Raw genomic sequence first — 17,151 nt, 5'->3', positions numbered from 1 at the left:
GATCGCATCGCTCTCAGACCGCCTCGTAAGACGCGATCTTCTTGATCTGTGGTGCGAGCACGTCCTCTGCCGTTTCGAGGTCGTAGCGCGTCTGAATGTTCATCCAGAATGCAGCGCCGGTCTTGAAAAATTTGCCGAGCCGTAGCGCGGTGTCCGCCGTGACGGGCTTCTCTTCGCGCGCAATGCGCTCGATCCGGGTGCGCGGCACATTCAAAGCGGCCGCGACCGCGTAGGGCGTCAGCTTGAGCGGAACGAGAAATTCTTCACGCAGGATTTCGCCGGGATGAATCGGCGGCAGCTTTTTTGCCATCTGCGAACTCCTTTTGGTTGGCCACAGGCGGCCGGTCCGACTAGTGATAGTCCACGATCTCGACGTCTTCGGGACCCGTTTCAGTCCATCTGAACACGATCCTCCATTGATCGTTGATGCGGATCGAGTGCTTGGCCGCCAAATCGCCCTTCAGAGCTTCGAGGCGGTTGCCGGGAGGCGATCTCAGGGCATCAAGAAAGTCGGCTGCGTCCACCATGATGAGCTTTCGGCGCGCGACCTTTGCGAGATCCGCTGGAAAGCCCTTCGGGACCGTCCGGTCCTGAAGGATCGGCTCGGCGAACTTCCCCCTGAAGCTCCTGATCATGACTATACGTATCCTGTCGGGATACGTATTTCAAGACCTTCGTATCCCGATGAGATACCATCGGCGAGCCCGGACGTGCCGGAGCGGGCGAAACAGATCGAATTCAGTGTCAATCCCTCCTCGCAAAAATATTCCACTTTACCGAAATTCGGATTTGTCGTATGTGTCGCCCATCCCGGCTCCCAAAAGGGGCGGTCGTACGTCGTCACGGACGCGGGCTGGGTTGCGGTGGACGCGGGCGGCGTTAAAGACGGGCCGTAGCATGCAGGGCGAGATGAACCTCGTGAGCATGTTACGAACCGCGATCGACGGACGGCGCCCAAACCTTGCGAAGCCTCTTGGCGAAGCAGGGTCGCCCGCGTACGGCGAAACCGTGTGGTCCTGGCCGTCGTTGCTACGGTCAAGCCTTCGCGAAGGCGTCATCGCGTCAACCGGCGCGCTGGGCGTGAATTTCGTGGAGGTGACGGAGACAAGAAGGAACTCGTCTCCGGGGAGAGCGCGGCATAGGCCGTCAGACCATCGCGCAGGGAAGGCCTGGTCTCGGCTGCCCTGTGTCTCCCCTGTGCATTGCGTGTGCATCATTTTCGCATGGGGGTTTTGTGGGTGCCAGCCGGCGCCCGGTCTTCCCTGCGCCCTTTCTTGCGGGAGGGTGAAGCGAAACGCACAGCTCGGGCAAAACCTGCCGCGAGGATGCGAGCGCACGCCGATCGGACTGCGATGGACTTCGGTGGACACCATTTCAACTCACAGCGCTTCGAGCGCCTCGCGCGACGGTGCTATCGGCAGCCAGTCCGGAATACTGCGCTTGGCAAGCCAGTAGGGTCGCCACAACGACAGCCAGCTTGTGCGATCCAGCGGCGCGGTAGCCCAATCATATTGCCTCATGTCGATCTGCGACAGATCGTGCCGGTGCAGCCATTGGCGTGCCGCCCACCACACTTCGCGCGAAACCTCGACATTGCCGGCCCCTTTGAGCTCGACAATGTTTGGCAGCGGATCGCGAGCACGGCAGGCAATCTTCAGCGTCGCGACCCGCTCGCCGTCCCTCTGCATGCTCCAGAGCCGCGACCGATTGTGTGCCAGATTGTAGCCATAGGATCTGAGACAATTTCGCATCGCTTTTGCCTCTGCGGCGATCGCGGCGATCGAATCCAGCGGCATGAATTCGTAGCCCGCCATCCGGCCGGGCCGCAGCCACATGTCGACGATCGGCAGGCGGCCGAGATTCGCATGCAGGGCAACGACCGTTCGCCAATCATTTGTGGCCGAACGCGCGGCATCGATGCGCAGGTCCGGCGTCCACGGCCTATCGATCAGATCGTGCCCCAATGTTGCGGGCTGAGAGGAGAACCACGCCCACAGACAGATCAGCCGCAACCGTGCAGTCGCCACAGGTCGCGGCTCGCGGAGGAACTCGCGCGCGACCCATGCCGCCATCGGTTCATGCGCGAGCTCGGCGGCGTCAGCCACGAGCTGAAGCCAGGTTGGCGCCAGCTCGGGAGAGCGCGGCAGGTGGTTCGCGATTTGTCGGCGAAACAGTTCACCGTCCGGCAATCGCGGGATCGGGCGCACAAACGCTTCGGGCGGCAGCTTGCGCAGCCACACAGGCAGGTCGGCAAGTGCGGCGACTTCGGCGAGGGCGGCGCCATCGATCACGCACGCGATGGCGCGTGCGGGATCGAGCCGTGCCCGTGGAACAGCCAGCGCAAAGAGAAGCGCGGGAAAGCTCGCGGCGAGGTCGGCCAAGCGCGGGTGCCGCGCGGCCAGGGCGCGCACGGCGCGCTGGAAACGCGGATGATATCGCCGAAGCCTGCGTTCGAGCAGGCCGAAACGTCCGGCCACTTGGCAAGGGGCCGTTGGGAGATTGGATGTCATGACAATAGATTCGCGATCGCGCGCCAACAGGCCGCGGCAGACTCGATTTGATATCGGGATTGGTGATGTCACCCGGGATTCGATCCCGGGACGCGCGTCAAATATCGCGCGTCGAACCCGGGAAGCGTGCAGTCGTAGACATGGTCGCCTCCAAAAATGAAATCGCGCGCATCCAATAGCTTGGCATTTGCCGGGATGCAACCCGAGACTGCATCCCGCATCCGCTCCCACAATCGCTGCCCAGCAATATGCATGCTGCGTCGGCTTCAGCGGTGGTGGTCGTTGATGCAAAAATCTGTCTCTATGCGCCCCGATTTGCCTCCGGAGCTGCTGCCGGGCCTTCGGAGGTTTTGGATCAGCTTTCGGAGTGACGATATGAGCGGTTTGGTGATCTCTGGCGGGCGTGTGGTGGACCCCGCAAGCGGGATGGACGCCATCGGCGACGTGGCGGTGGTGGACGGCAAGATCGCCGCCGTCGGCTCCTCGCTCGGCGGCGCCGAGCGGGTGATCGATGCGGCCGGGCTCGTGGTCGCGCCCGGCTTCATCGACCTGCACGCGCACGGCCAGTCGATCCCCGCCGACCGCATGCAGGCGTTCGACGGCGTCACGACGACGCTCGATCTCGAGGCCGGCGTGCTGCCGGTCGCCTCCTGGTATGAGCGCCAGGCGCGGAAAGGCCGCGTGCTGAACTACGGTGCGGCCACCAACTGGGCCTTTGCGCGCATCGGCGCGATGACGGGCTCGAATGCGGAGAGCTCGCTGGAAGCGTTCGGCAACGCCATGCGCGACCGCCGCTGGATTGACAACGTCGCGAGCGATGCGGAGGTCGCCGGCATCCTCGAGCGCCTCGCGCGCGGCCTGAACGAAGGCGGCATCGGCATCGGCATCCTGAACGCCTATGCGCCGGGCGCCGGCGTGCAGGAGCTGACCGCGGTCTGCCAGCTCGCCGCGAAGCAGAACGTGCCGACCTTCACCCACGTTGCCTACATGTCGCGCATCGATCCCGAGAGCGCGGCGGAGGCCTATATCCGCCTGATCGGTTATGCCGGTGCGACAGGCGCGCACATGCACATCTGTCACTTCAATTCGTCGAGCAAGACCGACATCGAACGCTGCCGCGTGCTGGTCGAGAAGGCGCAGGCGCAGGGCCTGCCGATCACGGTCGAGGCTTACCCTTACGGCACCGGCTCGACCGTGCTGGCCGCCGCCTTCTTCAGCGATCCCCAATTCGTCGAACGCAACGGCACCGGCTACGATTCCGTGCAGCGGGTGACCGACGGCTATCGCTTCCACGACCGCGAGGAGCTGCTGAAGGCTCAGGCCGAGGAGCCGTCCTCGCTGGTGCTGTGGCACATCCTCGACACCGAGCACAACGCGCATCATCGCGACCTCCTCGATCTGTCCGTGCTCTATCCCGGCGGCGCGATCGCCTCCGACGCGATGCCGTGGACGACGTCGGACGGCAAGACCTACACCGGCGACGCCTGGCCGTTGCCGGACGACGCCACATCGCATCCGCGCTCGGCCGGGTGCTTCACAAAGTTCATCCGCGAATGGGTGCGCGAGCGCAAAGCCGTGTCGCTGCTCGAAGGCGTGCGCAAATGCGCGCTGATCCCGGCCGAGATTCTGTCGCAGAGCACGCCCGCGATGCGCGCCAAGGGCAGGCTTGCGAAGGACGCCGATGCCGACATCGTCGTGTTCGACTACGAGAAGCTCAGCGACTGCGCGACGTTCACCGCGATGAACCGTCCGTCGGAAGGCGTGCGGCATCTCGTGGTCAGCGGCCAGATGCTGATTACCGACGGCGTGCTCGACGTCGCAGCGCGGCCCGGCTGTCCCGTCCGCCGTCCGGTCGTCGGGAGCTGACCCATGCCGGTCCCCATTCTCCTGGTGACGGGCTTTTTGGGGGCGGGCAAGACCACGGTCGTCAACCATCTGCTGGCCAACGCCGACGGGCGGCGCATTGCCGCCGTCGTCAACGATTTCGGCGCGATCAACATCGATGCGGAGTTGATCGCGGGCGCGAGCGACGGCGTGGTCAGTCTCGCCAATGGCTGCATATGCTGCTCGCTCGAAGGCGACCTGCTGCGCACGCTCTCGAGCTTGCTGCGGCGCGATCCGAAGCCGGAATACATCGTCATCGAAACCAGCGGCGTCGCCGATCCCGCCGACATCGTGCGCAATCTGATGGATCCGGTGATCCTGCGCGAGGCACTGCTGGAAACCGTGCTTTGCGTGATGGATGCCGCGACGCCGCCGGCCGCCCTGGACGACGCGCTCCAGCGCTCGCAGCTGCGTGTCGCCGATATCGTCGCGCTGAGCAAGCTGGATCTGGCCGACGAAGGCGCGGGGGTGCGGATGCGCGAGGCCATCCGCGCGCAGCGCGTTCCTGCATTGGTGGTCGATGCGCAACACGGCGCAATTCCGTCCGCGCTGCTGTTCCCCGCGAATGTTGATCGCGCGCCCGCGCCGCGCGAGCCAGGACCGAAACGTCCGGCCGAAGAGCGCTTCGAGACCCTGAGCTGGACCTCCGACCAGCCGCTCTCGCTGCCGCGCTTGCAGCAGGCCATCGGCAGGCTGGCGCCGAAGCTGGCGCGCGCGAAAGGCCTGTTCGAGACCATCGAGCAGCCCGGCCGCCAGATGGTATTTCAGTTCGCCGGCGGCCGCGCGACGCTGGCGCCGGGCGAACCACCGACTGAAGGCGTGCCGCGTGCCCGGATCGTCTTCATTGCCGAGCTCGGCGTGCTCTCGAAGGCCGAGCTCGACGGGATCATGGAGGCGTGCGTTGCGGATGGGAAAGGCTGCTAGCCCCGATGCAGCTTCCCCGGAACGCGACCAGATCACTCGGCCTCCGGTTCGGCCGGCTTTTCGGCCGCCTCATCGGCGTGGGCCGGTGGAGTGCCGTTCGCACCGCGCAGCCGGATCATCGTGTCGATCACGTCCACGTCGATCTTCAGCATGTCGAGATCGCGCGTCATCTCGCGCACCTCCAAAGAAAGCTGCGAACCCGAATGCTTAAGGCTTTGCTAAGGCGTTCGGGATAAACTCGCATATCTGTATTGCTTATTCATGCGAGCACCGATGATTTTTTCCCGCATCAGTTTCAAGCTGGTCCTGATCGTTGGCATCGGCCTCCTCGGCATGATCGCCCTGGCCCCGATCGCGCTCTCGACCCTGCGTGCCCAGATGATCTCCGACCGCCAGGCCAAGACGCAGCAGATGGTCGACGTCGTCTACGGCATTTTGACGCACCAACAACAGATGGAGAGCGACGGAAAGCTCACGCGCGAGCAGGCGCAGGCCGGTGCGATCGCGGAGATCAAGAGCCTGCGCTACGACAAGGTCGAGTATTTCTGGCTCAACGACATGGCCGCGAAGATGATCATGCATCCGATCAAGCCCGAGCTTGACGGCAAGGATCTCTCCGAGATGAAGGACCCGACCGGCAACCGCCTGTTCTCGGGCTTCGTCGACGTCGTCAAGAAACAGGGCGCCGGCTTCTACAGCTACCTCTGGCCGAAGCCCGGCTTCGAGCAGCCGGTGGCCAAGATCTCCTATGTGAAGGGCTTTGCGCCCTGGGGTTGGATTGTCGGCACCGGCATCTATCTCGACGACGTCGATGCCGTGTTCCGCCAGGATGCGATGACCTTCGCGCTGGTGTGCCTCGCGGTGTTTGTGCTCGTGCTCGGCTGCTCCTTCATGATCGGCCGCAGCGTCACCAGGCCGCTTGCCAAGATCACGGCACTCACCGAGCGCCTCGCCGCCGGCGACAGCGCGTTCGAGGTGCCCTACACGAACCGGCACGACGAGGTCGGCGGGCTCGCCAAGGCGCTCGCCGTGTTCAAGGACAATGCGTCGGCGGTGCGCCAGATGCATGCCGAGCAGCAGGAAGCCAAGCAGCGGGCCGACGACGAGAAGCGCAAGACCATGACCGATCTCGCCGGCAAGTTCGAGGCGAGCGTCCAGGCCGTGGTCCGCGACGTCTTCAACGAGGCGCGCGAGATGCAGCACGCGGCCCAGGGCATGTCGGAGACCGCGAACAAGGCGACCGACCGCGCGAGCTTCGTCGCGACCGCCTGCCAGCAGGCTTCCAGCAACGTGCAGACGGTGGCCTCCGCCGCCGGCCAGCTCTCGTCGTCCATCACCGAGATCAGCCAGCGCGTCGCGCAGGCCGCAATGGTGGCCGACAAGGCCGCTGCCGACGGCCAGCGCACCAATGATACCGTGCAGGGATTGGCCGCAGCCGCCCACAAGATCGGCGAGGTCATCGACCTCATCAACCAGATCGCCTCGCAGACCAACCTGCTCGCGCTCAACGCCACCATCGAGGCGGCGCGCGCGGGCGAAGCCGGCAAGGGCTTTGCGGTGGTCGCGAGCGAAGTGAAGTCGCTGGCGAGCCAGACCGCGAAGGCGACCGACGAGATCGGTGCGCAGATCACCGCGATCCAGGCCGAGACCAACCAGGTCGTCGGCAACATCGAGAGCATCCGCGCCACCATCATGGAGGTCAACGAGATCTCCTCCTCGATCGCCGCCGCGGTTGAGGAGCAGGGCGCCGCGACGCAGGCGATCGCCCACAGCGTGCAGGAAGCGGCCTCCGGCACCGACCAGGTCTCGCAAAACATCTCCGGCGTCACCGATGCGACCGCCGAGACCGGCCAGGCCGCTGGCCTCGTGCTGCAGTCGAGCGGCCGGCTGACCCAGAAACTGCAATCGCTGGAGAACGAGGTCAGCGCCTTCGTTGCCGGCGTGCGGGCGGCCTAGCGCGCGACCGCGCGAAAATGCGCCGCGATGTCGGCGCGCGTCGCGACCCAGACACGGCCTTCGAGCCGCGCTAGCTCGGCGAGAATGGCCCGCACGGCGCGGAACCGCGCGGGTCGGCCGCAAATGCGCAGGTGAAAGCCGATCGACAGCATCGATGAACGGCCGCGCTCGGCCTCCTCGACCAGCGTCGCGAGCGCCGCGCTGACATAGCCCGAAAAATCCTCCGGCTGCACAAAGCCGTTCGGATGGAAAAACTTCATGTCGTTGGTGTCGAAGCCATAAGGCAGGATCAGCATCGATCCCTGCGGCGATCGGCTCCAATAGGGCAGGTCGTCATCGAGCGCGTTGCTATCGTAGCCGAAGCCGAGCTCGGTCAGGAGGTCGCGCGTCCAGGCGCTCTGGCTGCCGCGTGACATGAAGCCGACCGGTGTGACGCCGGTCGCACGGGCAATGATTTCGCGGGTCTTCTCAATGTCGCGGCGCTCGGTTTGACGATCGTCATAGAGCGCGTGCGATAGCCAACGCCAGCCATGCACCGCGGGCTCATGCCCGGCTTCGACTACGGTGCGAGCAAGGTCCGGTACGCGCTCGACCGCGCGGCCGCACATCATGAAGGTCGAGCGAACCCTGGCGTCAGTGAAAGCGTCGAGGAAACGCCACAGGCCCGCGCGTAAGCCGTAGTCGAACACCTGCTCCTGCGCGAGATCGCGCACACCCGGCGCAAGCGTCGCGGCGACTTCGCCATAGCGCTCCGTCTCCGCGTCGCCCTGCTCGACGGCGAGCTCGGCACCCTCCTCGAAATTCACCACCAGCGACACCGCGACGCGCGCCCCGTTGGGCCAGATGATGTCCGGGCGTGCCCTTCCATATCCGCGAAGGTCGCGTTCGATCGGCATGGTCAGCGGCTTCCGATCTGGCGGCTGACGCCGCCGAAGATTTCCGCGCAGACGAGGCCGGCCAGCGTCACCAGCACGATCACGCCGGAGACGGCGGCAACGCGGACGTCGAGGCTGCCTTCGAGGATCGCCCAGAGCTTGATCGGCAAGACTTCAGTGCGCGCGTCGGCCAGGAACAGCGACACCGGAACGTTGTCGAACGAGGTCAGGAACGCAACAAAGCAGCTGGCGACGATGCCGCGACGGATCAGCGGCAGGGTGACCCGGCGGAACGTGTACCAGCGGCTGGCGCCCAGGCTGAGCGAACAGGTGACCAGCACCGGATTGAGCTGCTGCACCGACGCGCCGACCATCCGGATCACGAAGGGCACGCAGATGATGGTGTGGCCAAGCACCAGCGTCGCCGCCGACAGGCGGATGCCGAGCAGGTTGAAGACCAGCAGCAGCGACAGGCCGAACGCCATCGCCGGCAGCACCATCGGCGACATGAACAGCGCGTCCAATGCGCGTGCGATCTTGAGCTTGCTTCGTGCCAGCCCGAGTGCCGCCGCGCCGCCCAGCACGGCGGAAAGAAGCGTCGCGGCAGCGGCGACCTTCAGGCTCGTCAACGCCGGTTCGATGATCTCCTGCGATTGCAAGAGCTCGACATACCAGCGCAGCGACCAGCTCGGCGGTGGGAATTTCAGCGTGATGCCGCCGGTGAAGGAAATGACGAGCACGACCAGCGTTGGGGCCAACAACAACAGCATGCCGAAGCCGGTGATGGTGCCGACGACGCCGGAATAGAGGCGATCCACAAAACTACGCTGCATCGACGCCTCGCACGAAGCGGCGGGACAGCGCGCCAATGGCAAAGACGATGCCGGTGACGGCGAGCGTGAAGATCAGCGACAGCGCGGCCGAGAACGGCCAGTCCTGCACGCCGACCGCCTGCTGGTAGATATAGGACGGCATCAGGATGATGCGGCCGCCGCCGACCAGCGTCTGGGTGATGAAGGCGGTCGCGGCCGCAGCGAAGACGAGCAACCAGCCGGCGATGGCGCCGGGCAGCGTCAAAGGCAGGATAATAGTGAAGAAGATGCGGGCGCGGCTTGCACCCAGCCCCTCCGCGGCCCGTGTCAGATTGCCGTCGAGCCGCAGCAGGCTGTTGATGACCGGCAGCGCCATCAGCGGAAGCTGGATCTGGGTCAGCGCCAGCATCGTGCCCTCCCAGGTGTAAAGCAGCCGGGCCGGCGCCTGCCACAACCCGAGCGACAGCATGGCGGAGTTGATGATGCCATCGCGGCCAAGGATGACGATCCAGGCAAAGGTGCGCACCACCGTGCTGGTCAGCAGCGGCAGCATGATCAGGAAGGTGATCAGCGTGCGCATGAGCTGACCGCTCGCGACATAGACCAGCGCGAGCGGATAGGCGAGGATCAGCGTCGCCAGCGCAACTTCGGCGCCGAGCCACAGTGTATCCGTCAGCACCTTGATGCTGAACGGATCCGCGAAGAAGCGCAGATATTGCGCCAGCGACAGCTCCGCGAATTGGGGGGTGCGGAACAGGCTGATTGCGACGAGCGCGGCCAGCGGCAGCACGAAGGCTGCGAAGAACAGTGCCGCCAGCGGAACCACTGGCAGCAGCTGTCTCGATGCGGTCGTGCTCGCCGGCGTCATCCTAGATCTTCACTTCCTTGCTGAAGCGGGTGATCCATTCGCCGCGCATCGCCTGGAATTTGGTCCAGTCCAGCAACACATTGTTGGCGACGAGGTCGTCGACGCTTTTGGCGACGGTGAGGTTGGCGCCGGTCAGCGCCACCTTGCCGTTGGTCGGCATCATCACCCAGGGCGAGGCCTCGATGCCCTTCTGCGTGTCGGCCGACATCACAGTGTCGAGATAGTCGAGCACAGCTTTCGGATCCTGATTGTTCTTCACGATCTGCGCGCTGGTGCGGATCACGACGGCGCCGGACTTCGGCTTGGCGAAGGCGATATCGACGCCCTTGGCGGCGAGCAGCGCCACGTTGTTCCAGAAGTTGAAGGCAATATCGATCTCACCCTGCTGGAACAGCGCCGCCAGTGCGCCGGGCGAAGCCGCGATCGCGCCGACATTCGGCAGCAGCTTCTTGATGGCTTCGAAGGCCGGCTCGATGTTGGTCTCGGAGCCGCCGTTGAGTTTCGCGATCTCGACCATGAAGGCGGTGCCGAGGCTCGAGCCGAGCCCGGTGATGCCGACGCGGCCCTTGTATTCCGGCTTCCACAGATCCTCCCACGAAGTCGGCGGGGTCGTGATCTTCTTCGGGTTGTAGGCGATGCCGATCAACTGACAGGTGATCACCGGCGCGTACCCGTCGGGATGGCGAAACGCGCTCGGAATGTCGGCATAGGATTTCGATTGCTCGGCCGGGAATTTTTCCAGCACACCGCTCGCGATCGCCGGGATCAGCGGCCCCTCGTCGAACAGCACCACGTCGAAGGGCGGCGCGTTGCGCGAGGCCTGGATCTTGCCGATCTGGTCGACGCCGAGCAGCGGCGTGAAGGTGACGCTGGCATCGCTCGCCTTCTTGAAGGCGGGTCCGACCACCGAACGGAAGGCCTCGTCAAAGCTGCCGGGATAGGTCGTCGCCACGATCGAGGACGCCGCGCGCGATGATGTCGGCCACCCCAGGCCTGCCGCAGCAATTGCGGCTGAACCGGTGGTGAGCAGCGATCTCCGGGATAGGCTCATGTCAGATACTCCTGTGCTGATGATTTGAAAGATCGTCGACCGGCGTGCTGAAAACGCTGACGCGCGAGGTGTCGGTGATTGCGAGCCAGGCCGTGTCTCCTGCCTGCGCCTTCGCGATGCCGGCGGCGCGGGCCTGGCTGATCTTCACGGCCTCACCGCTGGCGGTGACGCCTTCGGTGACGCTGACGGCGCCGAGCGGCACGGTGGCGCGGATGGTGACGGGGATTGCGCCCGGCTGCCCTGCGGCGCCGAACGCGATGTTCTCCGGCCGCACCGAGATCGTCACCGGCGTGCCGCGCCACCGCTGCACGGAGCGTCCAAGGTCGATCTCGGGTCCAGCGTCCAGCACCACGCGGTCCGCTTCGGTCACGGTCCCGCGCAGCAGATTGGTGTGGCCGATGAAGCTCGAGATGAAGAGGCTTGCGGGGCGATCGTAGAGCGCGTCCGGGCTGTCGATCTGCTCGATGCGGCCCTTGTTGAGCACGACGATGCGGTCGGCCATCGACAGCGCCTCCTCCTGGTCGTGCGTGACGATGATGGAGGTGACGCCAAAGGTCTTCAGCAGGCTCTTGATCTCGATCTGCATGTCGAGACGCAGATTCTTGTCGAGCGCGGAAAACGGCTCGTCGAGCAGCACGAGGCCCGGATCGATCGCGAGTGCGCGCGCCAGCGCCACGCGCTGCTGCTGTCCGCCGGACAGTTCTCCCGGAAGTCGTCGCGCATACGCTGCCATCTGGGCGAGGCCAAGCATCTGCTCGACCTTTGCCGCGACCTCGGCCTTTGGCGTCTTGCGCGCCCTCAAGCCATAGGCGACGTTCTCGAATACGGTGAGATGCGGAAACAGCGCATAGTTCTGGAACACCATGCCGATGCGGCGGCGGTTCGCGGGGATGTGCTCGACCCGGGCGCCGTCGAAGCGGACCTCGCCTTTGGACGGACGCAGGAAGCCCGCGATGATCTGGAGCATCGTGGTCTTGCCGCAGCCGGACGGACCAAGCAGCGCGATGAGCTCGCCGCCGGCAACAGCGAGATTGATCTCGTCCAGCGCCACCGTTGCGCCAAAGGCGTGGCCGATGCCCTTCAGATCGAGCGAATATCCGCGCACGTCACTCAACGCCAGCTCCATCGGTCGCGTTGTCCTGAGCCAGGGAGAGTTAGCAATCGCCGTGCCAGCGCGGCCGGTTGGCTAAGACTCTGCGGTCGCTGTGTTATTTTTTAGGCGCCCAGAATTGGCGCCAATTTATCGTCTATATTGTAAACAGTATGGTGGTTGGTTTGTGCAAAAAATGAGCTCCGGCAACATCTTGGAATCCTGTAAAAGCAGGACATGAAGCGAAGCCGTCCCCTCAAACGCAAGACGAAGCGCCCTGAGCCGAAACGCAGCGAGCCCGAGGCTGTCGATCCGCGCAGCATCGACGACGATGCGGTGGTCCAGGGCATCTTGACCGCGATCAGCCAGAAGCGGCTCAAGCCCGGTGCCAAGCTCGGCGAGGACAAACTCGCGGCCGCGTTCGGCACCACGCGGATTCACATCCGCCAGGCGCTGTCCCATCTCGCCTCGCGCAAGGTGGTGATGCAGATCCCGAACCGGGGTGCGTTCGTCTACCGTCCGACTTGGGAGGAAGCCCAGGATATCTTTGCCGCGCGCCGCATCATCGAGACGGCCACGGTGGCGGCGGCGATCGATCGGCTGGACAAATCCGGCAAGGCCGAGCTGAAGGCGCATATGGAGCTCGAGGCGCGCCACGACCGCAACGATCGCTGGGCCTCGCTGTCGCTCACGGCCGAATTCCATATCCTGGTCGCCAAGCTCGCCGGCAATCAGGTGCTGCTCGACATGTCGCGCGAGCTGATGCTGCGGACGTCGCTGGCGATCGCGACCTTCGAGCAGCCGGGCGAGCCGGATTGCTCGCCCGACGCACATCCCGATATCGGCGCGCTGATCCTCGCCCGTGACAAGGCCGGCGCCATTCATGCCATGCGCCATCACATCGAGGAGATGGAGCAGCGGATCAGGCCGCGGGAAGGCGAGGACGAAGTCGACGAGCTCACCGCGATCTTCCAGGAGATCGGCGCGCGGGCGCGGGCCGGCGGATAGCATGGCCCGCATTCTCCTGATCAATCCAAACAGCAGCGAGGCGACCACCGCGATGATGGTCGCCATCGCGAAGTCTGCGGCCAGCAATGGCATCGACATCGAGGGCGCCACGGCAACGCGAGCGCCGTCGATGATCGTCTCGGCAGATGCGCTGGAGGCGGCTGCGTCCGAGGTCGAGGAGATCGCGCGGGCGCGTCAGGCTTGCTGCGACGGCATCGTCGTGTCAGCGTTCGGCGATCCCGGGCTTGCCGGGATCAAGGCGGCCATGATGCTGCCAGCCGTCGGCATCGGCGAGTCGTCGATGCTCGAAGCCGTAGAGAACGGTCGGCGCTTTGGTGTTGCGACCACGACGCCGTTGCTGGGCGCGAAGATCGACGCCCTGCCTGAAGCGCTGGGATTGCGTTCCCGCTACACCGGCACGCGCTTTGCTGCAGGCGATCCGCAAGACCTGATGCGCGACCCGGCGCAGTTGCGCTCCGCCCTCGCCGGCGCAGTCGAAGCCTGCATCGCACGGGACGGGGCGCAGGCCGTCATCATCGGCGGCGGGCCACTGGGCGAGGCCGCGCGCGAGCTTCAGCCGCTGTTCACCGTACCGATCGTCGCGCCGATCCCGTCTGCCGTAAGGCGGATTATTCGCCTCATCGAAGCGCGATCGGCCGACTGAGATATTCCGGCCCGCGGGACCGGTCGTTGCAACCGCTTCCTCTCCCTTGACGAGTACGGCTAAAGTGAAGATGCAGGATCATCCAACCTGCCGCCTGCGTGAAGCCTCGCGGGCATGGAGATCGCCGCATGTCGTTCAAAAAGCTCCTGATCGCCAATCGCGGCGAGATCGCCATCCGCATCGCACGCGCGGCGGCTGACGCCGGCATCGCGACGGTCGCGATCCATCCTGCGGACGACGCGCTGTCGCTGCATGTGCGCGTTGCCGACGAGGCGGTCGAAATCCCCGGCCGCGGCGCGCGGGCCTATCTCGACATAGACGCCGTGGTAAAGGCGGCCAAGGGCGCCGGCTGCGATGCCGTGCACGCCGGCTACGGCTTTCTGAGCGAGAACGCAGCGTTCGCCAAAGCCTGCGCGGATCAGGGCATCATCTTCGTCGGGCCAAAGGTGACCGCGCTTGAACTGTTCGGCGACAAGGTCGCGGCACGGCAACTGGCCAAACGCTGCGGTGTGCCGATCATCGCGGGCACGAGCGGGCCGTCAAGCCTGAACGAGATCAGTGCGTTCTTCACCTCGCTCGGAGCCAGTGCGGCGATCGTGATCAAGGCCATGGCCGGCGGCGGCGGTCGCGGCATGCGCGTGGTCGAGAACGCAAGCGATCTCGCGGAAGCCTATGCGCGCTGCCAGTCCGAGGCCAAGGCGGCGTTCGGCTTCGACGGCGTCTATGCCGAGCGGCTGATCCGGCAGGCGCGCCACATCGAGGTGCAGATTATCGGCGACCGCCATGGCGCGATCTCGCATCTCTGGGAGCGCGAATGCACCATCCAGCGCCGGCACCAGAAGCTGGTCGAGGTGGCGCCGAGCCCCTCGCTCAGTGACACTCTGCGCGGCCGCATCATCGAAGCGGCGAAGCAGCTTGCGACGGCCGCGTCATACGACAATCTCGGCACCTTCGAGTTTCTGGTCGACGGCGGCGCCGACGACACCTTCGCCTTCATCGAGGCCAATCCGCGGCTCCAGGTCGAGCACACCGTGACGGAGGAGGTGCTCGGCCTCGATCTCGTCCGCGCCCAGCTTGCGGTCGCGGCAGGCAGCTCGCTCGCTTCTCTCAGTCTTGCACAAGGATCGATCGCCAAGCCGCGCGGCTATGCCATACAGCTCCGCGTCAACATGGAGACGCTGGACGAGACGGGTGCCACGCATCCGACCGGCGGCGTGCTCGCCGTGTTCGAGCCGCCGTCGGGGCCCGGTGTGCGCGTCGATAGCTTTGGCTATGCCGGCTACAAGACCAGCGCTGCCTTCGACTCGCTGCTTGCAAAAGTCATCGTGCATACGCCGGGCGAGGCCTGGCATGACGTGGTCGCAAAGGCGTCGCGCGCCTTGCGCGAATTCCGGATCGACGGTGTCGTCACCAACATCGCTTTCCTTCAGGCGGTGCTCTCGCACCCCGACTTCAGGACCAACCGGATCGCGACCGATTTCATCGATCGCAACATCGCAAAGCTCGTCGAGGCGGCCGACGGTGCGGCCAAGCCGCTGTATTTTGCGGCAGCCGAGCGAAGCGGCGCTCACGCCGCCGAAGCCCACGTCGCGCAAGCGGTGCCCGAGGGCGCAGTGATGGTCGCCGCGCCCTTGCAGGGAACCATCGTCACCATCCAGGTGAAGGAAGGCGAGATCGTGCGCCCGGGCCAGCAGCTCGCCGTGATCGAGTCCATGAAGATGGAGCACCTCGTGATGGCCGAGCAGGGCGGGCGGGTCATGAAGCTTGCCGCCGGCGACGGCGTGACGCTGCTACACGGCGAGCCGATCATGTATCTGGAGCCACTTGACGTTGCCGCTGATAGCACGGCCGCGGAAGCCGACATCGATCTCGACCATATCCGCCCCGATCTGGCTGAGCTGATCGCGCGCCAGGCCAACACGCTCGATGCGAACCGCCCGGCCTCGGTCGAGCGCCGCCGCAACACCAATCAGCGCACCGCGCGCGAGAACGTCACGCAGCTGGTCGATGACGGCTCGTTCATGGAATATGGCAGCCTCGCGATCGCGGCGCAGCGGCGCCGCCGCAAGCTCGACGATCTCATCAAGAATACGCCGGCCGACGGCCTCGTGATGGGTGTCGCGACCGTCAACGCCGAAAAATTCAGCCCCGATACCGCGCGCTGCATCGTCGTGGCCTATGACTACACCGTGCTCGCGGGCACGCAGGGCCACATGAATCACAAGAAGATCGACCGCATGCTGACCTTGGCGGAAGATTGGCGCGTGCCGCTGGTGTTTTATGCCGAGGGCGGCGGCGGCCGGCCCGGCGACACCGACCGGCTCGGCATGACCGGCCTCGACGGTCCGTCCTTCGTGCAGTTCGCAAGACTCTCCGGGCTCGTGCCGGTGATCGGCGTCGTCTCCGGCTATTGCTTCGCCGGCAACGCCGCGATGCTTGGCTGCTGCGACGTGATCATCGCCACCAGGAATGCCTCGATCGGCATGGGCGGCCCGGCGATGATCGAGGGCGGTGGGCTCGGCGTCTATCATCCGGCCGAGGTCGGCCCGGTCTCGTTCCAGTCGCCCAACGGCGTCATCGACATCCTGGTCGAGGACGAGGAGGAGGCGACATCCGTCGCGCAAAAATACCTGTCCTATTTCCAGGGCGCGGTGACGGATTGGGAAGCCGCCGACCAGCGCCTGCTCCGCCGCGCCATTCCCGAGAACCGCCTGCGCGTCTACGACATCCGCAGCGTTATCGACCTCGTCGCGGACAAGGACAGCGTGCTGGAGCTGCGTCGCGACTACGGCGTCGGCATGATCACGGCGCTGATCCGCATCGAGGGCAAACCGTTCGGCCTGATCGCCAACAATCCGCGCCATCTCGGCGGCGCGATCGATGCCGATGCCGGCGACAAGGCCGCGCGCTTCCTCCAGCTCTGCGATGCCTTCGATCTGCCGATCGTCTCACTCTGCGACACGCCCGGCTTCATGGTCGGCCCGGAGGCAGAGAAGACCGCGATCGTGCGCCATGTCTCGCGCATGTTCGTGACAGGCGCGAGCCTGACCGTGCCGCTGTTTGGCATCGTGCTGCGCAAGGGCTACGGGCTTGGCGCGCAGTCGATGATCGGCGGCGGCTTCCACGCCTCCTTCTTCACCGCGGCGTGGCCGACCGGCGAGTTCGGCGGCATGGGCCTCGAAGGCTATGTCCGCCTCGGCTTCCGCAAGGAGATGGAGGCGATCGCCGATCCGGAGGAACGCGAGACCTATTATCGCAACAAGGTCGCCGAGCTCTATGCCAACGGCAAGGCGGTCTCGATCGCCTCGGTGTTCGAGATCGACAACGTCATCGATCCCGCCGAGACGCGGCGCTGGATCATGGCCGGCTTGCGCTCCGTGCCGAGCCCACCCGCGCGGACGGGGAAGAAGCGGCCGTGCATCGATACATGGTGAGGGCAGTGCAGCAATAGCCTGCGTCCCGGTTCCTGATTGACTTCCCTGCCTGTGGTGCCAGACTTTGCACAATAG

At 65.4% G+C, this 17,151-nt stretch carries 15 protein-coding genes; 6 read left to right on the top strand and 9 right to left on the bottom strand.

Going from position 1 to position 17,151, the window contains the following annotated elements; genetic code table 11:
* Positions 1–13 precede the first annotated feature (13 nt).
* The 3 genes from IC761_RS29365 to IC761_RS29355 all read right to left on the bottom strand — a co-directional run bounded on the left by IC761_RS29365 (position 14) and on the right by IC761_RS29355 (position 2,510).
* A complete protein-coding gene (locus IC761_RS29365) occupies positions 14–310 on the bottom strand; it encodes a HigA family addiction module antitoxin (protein WP_195800157.1) in 297 nt (98 codons plus the stop codon).
* 40 nt (positions 311–350) lie between these two features.
* Positions 351–635, bottom strand: a complete 285-nt coding sequence (locus IC761_RS29360; RefSeq protein ID WP_195800156.1) for a type II toxin-antitoxin system RelE/ParE family toxin — start codon at positions 633–635, stop codon at positions 351–353.
* Positions 636–1,379: 744 nt separating this feature from the next.
* Positions 1,380–2,510, bottom strand: coding sequence for a hypothetical protein (locus IC761_RS29355; RefSeq protein WP_195800155.1), 1,131 nt, complete (start codon positions 2,508–2,510; stop codon positions 1,380–1,382).
* Between the two features lie 375 nt (positions 2,511–2,885).
* Here IC761_RS29355 and IC761_RS29350 point away from each other — a divergent pair, with 375 nt between their 5' ends.
* Together IC761_RS29350 and IC761_RS29345 are read left to right on the top strand one after the other, a co-directional pair.
* On the top strand, positions 2,886–4,376 hold the full coding sequence (locus IC761_RS29350) for an amidohydrolase family protein (RefSeq protein WP_195800154.1): 1,491 nt from the start codon (positions 2,886–2,888) through the stop codon (positions 4,374–4,376).
* Between the two features lie 3 nt (positions 4,377–4,379).
* On the top strand, positions 4,380–5,318 hold the full coding sequence (locus tag IC761_RS29345; RefSeq protein WP_195800153.1) for a CobW family GTP-binding protein: 939 nt from the start codon (positions 4,380–4,382) through the stop codon (positions 5,316–5,318).
* 32 nt (positions 5,319–5,350) lie between these two features.
* Here IC761_RS29345 and IC761_RS29340 read toward each other — a convergent pair whose 3' ends face one another.
* On the bottom strand, positions 5,351–5,488 hold the full coding sequence (locus IC761_RS29340) for a hypothetical protein (RefSeq protein ID WP_195800152.1): 138 nt from the start codon (positions 5,486–5,488) through the stop codon (positions 5,351–5,353).
* Positions 5,489–5,591: 103 nt separating this feature from the next.
* Between IC761_RS29340 and IC761_RS29335 the strand changes: the two genes are divergently transcribed.
* On the top strand, positions 5,592–7,274 hold the full coding sequence (locus IC761_RS29335) for a methyl-accepting chemotaxis protein (protein WP_195800151.1): 1,683 nt from the start codon (positions 5,592–5,594) through the stop codon (positions 7,272–7,274).
* Here IC761_RS29335 and IC761_RS29330 read toward each other — a convergent pair.
* The 5 genes from IC761_RS29330 to IC761_RS29310 are packed head-to-tail and all read right to left on the bottom strand — an operon-like array spanning position 7,271 to position 12,006.
* The gene (locus IC761_RS29330) at positions 7,271–8,170 is read right to left on the bottom strand and encodes a polysaccharide deacetylase family protein (RefSeq protein ID WP_195800150.1); all 900 of its coding nucleotides are present in this window, start codon (positions 8,168–8,170) and stop codon (positions 7,271–7,273) included. The genes IC761_RS29335 and IC761_RS29330 overlap by 4 nt on opposite strands.
* A 2-nt stretch (positions 8,171–8,172) precedes the next feature.
* Positions 8,173–8,982: an ABC transporter permease gene (locus tag IC761_RS29325; protein WP_195800149.1), complete on the bottom strand. Its 810-nt coding sequence runs from the start codon at positions 8,980–8,982 to the stop codon at positions 8,173–8,175.
* Complete coding sequence (locus tag IC761_RS29320) at positions 8,972–9,829, bottom strand: ABC transporter permease (RefSeq protein ID WP_195800148.1); 858 nt, start codon at positions 9,827–9,829, stop codon at positions 8,972–8,974. The genes IC761_RS29325 and IC761_RS29320 overlap by 11 nt, the downstream gene beginning before the upstream one ends.
* Before the next feature lies 1 nt (position 9,830).
* The gene (locus IC761_RS29315; RefSeq protein ID WP_195800147.1) at positions 9,831–10,880 is read right to left on the bottom strand and encodes an ABC transporter substrate-binding protein; all 1,050 of its coding nucleotides are present in this window, start codon (positions 10,878–10,880) and stop codon (positions 9,831–9,833) included.
* 1 nt (position 10,881) lies between these two features.
* Positions 10,882–12,006 carry an ABC transporter ATP-binding protein gene (locus IC761_RS29310; protein WP_195800146.1) on the bottom strand — a complete coding sequence of 375 codons (1,125 nt, stop codon included), beginning with the start codon at positions 12,004–12,006 and terminating at the stop codon, positions 10,882–10,884.
* Between the two features lie 201 nt (positions 12,007–12,207).
* Here IC761_RS29310 and IC761_RS29305 point away from each other — a divergent pair, with 201 nt between their 5' ends.
* The 3 genes from IC761_RS29305 (at position 12,208) to IC761_RS29295 (ending at position 17,076) form a co-directional block, all read left to right on the top strand.
* Positions 12,208–12,978 carry a GntR family transcriptional regulator gene (locus IC761_RS29305; protein ID WP_195800145.1) on the top strand — a complete coding sequence of 257 codons (771 nt, stop codon included), beginning with the start codon at positions 12,208–12,210 and terminating at the stop codon, positions 12,976–12,978.
* Positions 12,979–13,030: 52 nt separating this feature from the next.
* Positions 13,031–13,642 carry an aspartate/glutamate racemase family protein gene (locus tag IC761_RS29300; RefSeq protein ID WP_438265059.1) on the top strand — a complete coding sequence of 204 codons (612 nt, stop codon included), beginning with the start codon at positions 13,031–13,033 and terminating at the stop codon, positions 13,640–13,642.
* Between the two features lie 128 nt (positions 13,643–13,770).
* Positions 13,771–17,076, top strand: a complete 3,306-nt coding sequence (locus IC761_RS29295) for an acetyl-CoA carboxylase family protein (protein WP_195800143.1) — start codon at positions 13,771–13,773, stop codon at positions 17,074–17,076.
* Positions 17,077–17,151: the final 75 nt, after the last annotated feature.

The organism is Bradyrhizobium commune (genome assembly GCF_015624505.1).
Taxonomy (GTDB): Bacteria; Pseudomonadota; Alphaproteobacteria; order Rhizobiales; family Xanthobacteraceae; genus Bradyrhizobium; species Bradyrhizobium commune.
The sequence above is the reverse complement of the archived record's forward strand: the minus strand, read 5'-3'. Positions and strand labels throughout refer to the sequence as shown.

Excerpts from the sequence above, each read along its gene's own strand:
- IC761_RS29360 (WP_195800156.1), bottom strand. The coding sequence starts at position 635 with ATGATCAGGAGCTTCAGGGGGAAGTTCGCCGAGCCGATCCTTCAGGAC.
- IC761_RS29330 (WP_195800150.1), bottom strand. The coding sequence starts at position 8,170 with ATGCCGATCGAACGCGACCTTCGCGGATATGGAAGGGCACGCCCGGAC.
- IC761_RS29315 (WP_195800147.1), bottom strand. The coding sequence starts at position 10,880 with ATGAGCCTATCCCGGAGATCGCTGCTCACCACCGGTTCAGCCGCAATT.
- IC761_RS29365 (WP_195800157.1), bottom strand. The coding sequence starts at position 310 with ATGGCAAAAAAGCTGCCGCCGATTCATCCCGGCGAAATCCTGCGTGAA.
- IC761_RS29355 (WP_195800155.1), bottom strand. The coding sequence starts at position 2,510 with ATGACATCCAATCTCCCAACGGCCCCTTGCCAAGTGGCCGGACGTTTC.
- IC761_RS29300 (WP_438265059.1), top strand. The coding sequence starts at position 13,031 with ATGATGGTCGCCATCGCGAAGTCTGCGGCCAGCAATGGCATCGACATC.
- IC761_RS29310 (WP_195800146.1), bottom strand. The coding sequence starts at position 12,006 with ATGGAGCTGGCGTTGAGTGACGTGCGCGGATATTCGCTCGATCTGAAG.
- IC761_RS29335 (WP_195800151.1), top strand. The coding sequence starts at position 5,592 with ATGATTTTTTCCCGCATCAGTTTCAAGCTGGTCCTGATCGTTGGCATC.
- IC761_RS29340 (WP_195800152.1), bottom strand. The coding sequence starts at position 5,488 with ATGACGCGCGATCTCGACATGCTGAAGATCGACGTGGACGTGATCGAC.
- IC761_RS29350 (WP_195800154.1), top strand. The coding sequence starts at position 2,886 with ATGAGCGGTTTGGTGATCTCTGGCGGGCGTGTGGTGGACCCCGCAAGC.
- IC761_RS29320 (WP_195800148.1), bottom strand. The coding sequence starts at position 9,829 with ATGACGCCGGCGAGCACGACCGCATCGAGACAGCTGCTGCCAGTGGTT.
- IC761_RS29325 (WP_195800149.1), bottom strand. The coding sequence starts at position 8,982 with ATGCAGCGTAGTTTTGTGGATCGCCTCTATTCCGGCGTCGTCGGCACC.
- IC761_RS29345 (WP_195800153.1), top strand. The coding sequence starts at position 4,380 with ATGCCGGTCCCCATTCTCCTGGTGACGGGCTTTTTGGGGGCGGGCAAG.
- IC761_RS29305 (WP_195800145.1), top strand. The coding sequence starts at position 12,208 with ATGAAGCGAAGCCGTCCCCTCAAACGCAAGACGAAGCGCCCTGAGCCG.
- IC761_RS29295 (WP_195800143.1), top strand. The coding sequence starts at position 13,771 with ATGTCGTTCAAAAAGCTCCTGATCGCCAATCGCGGCGAGATCGCCATC.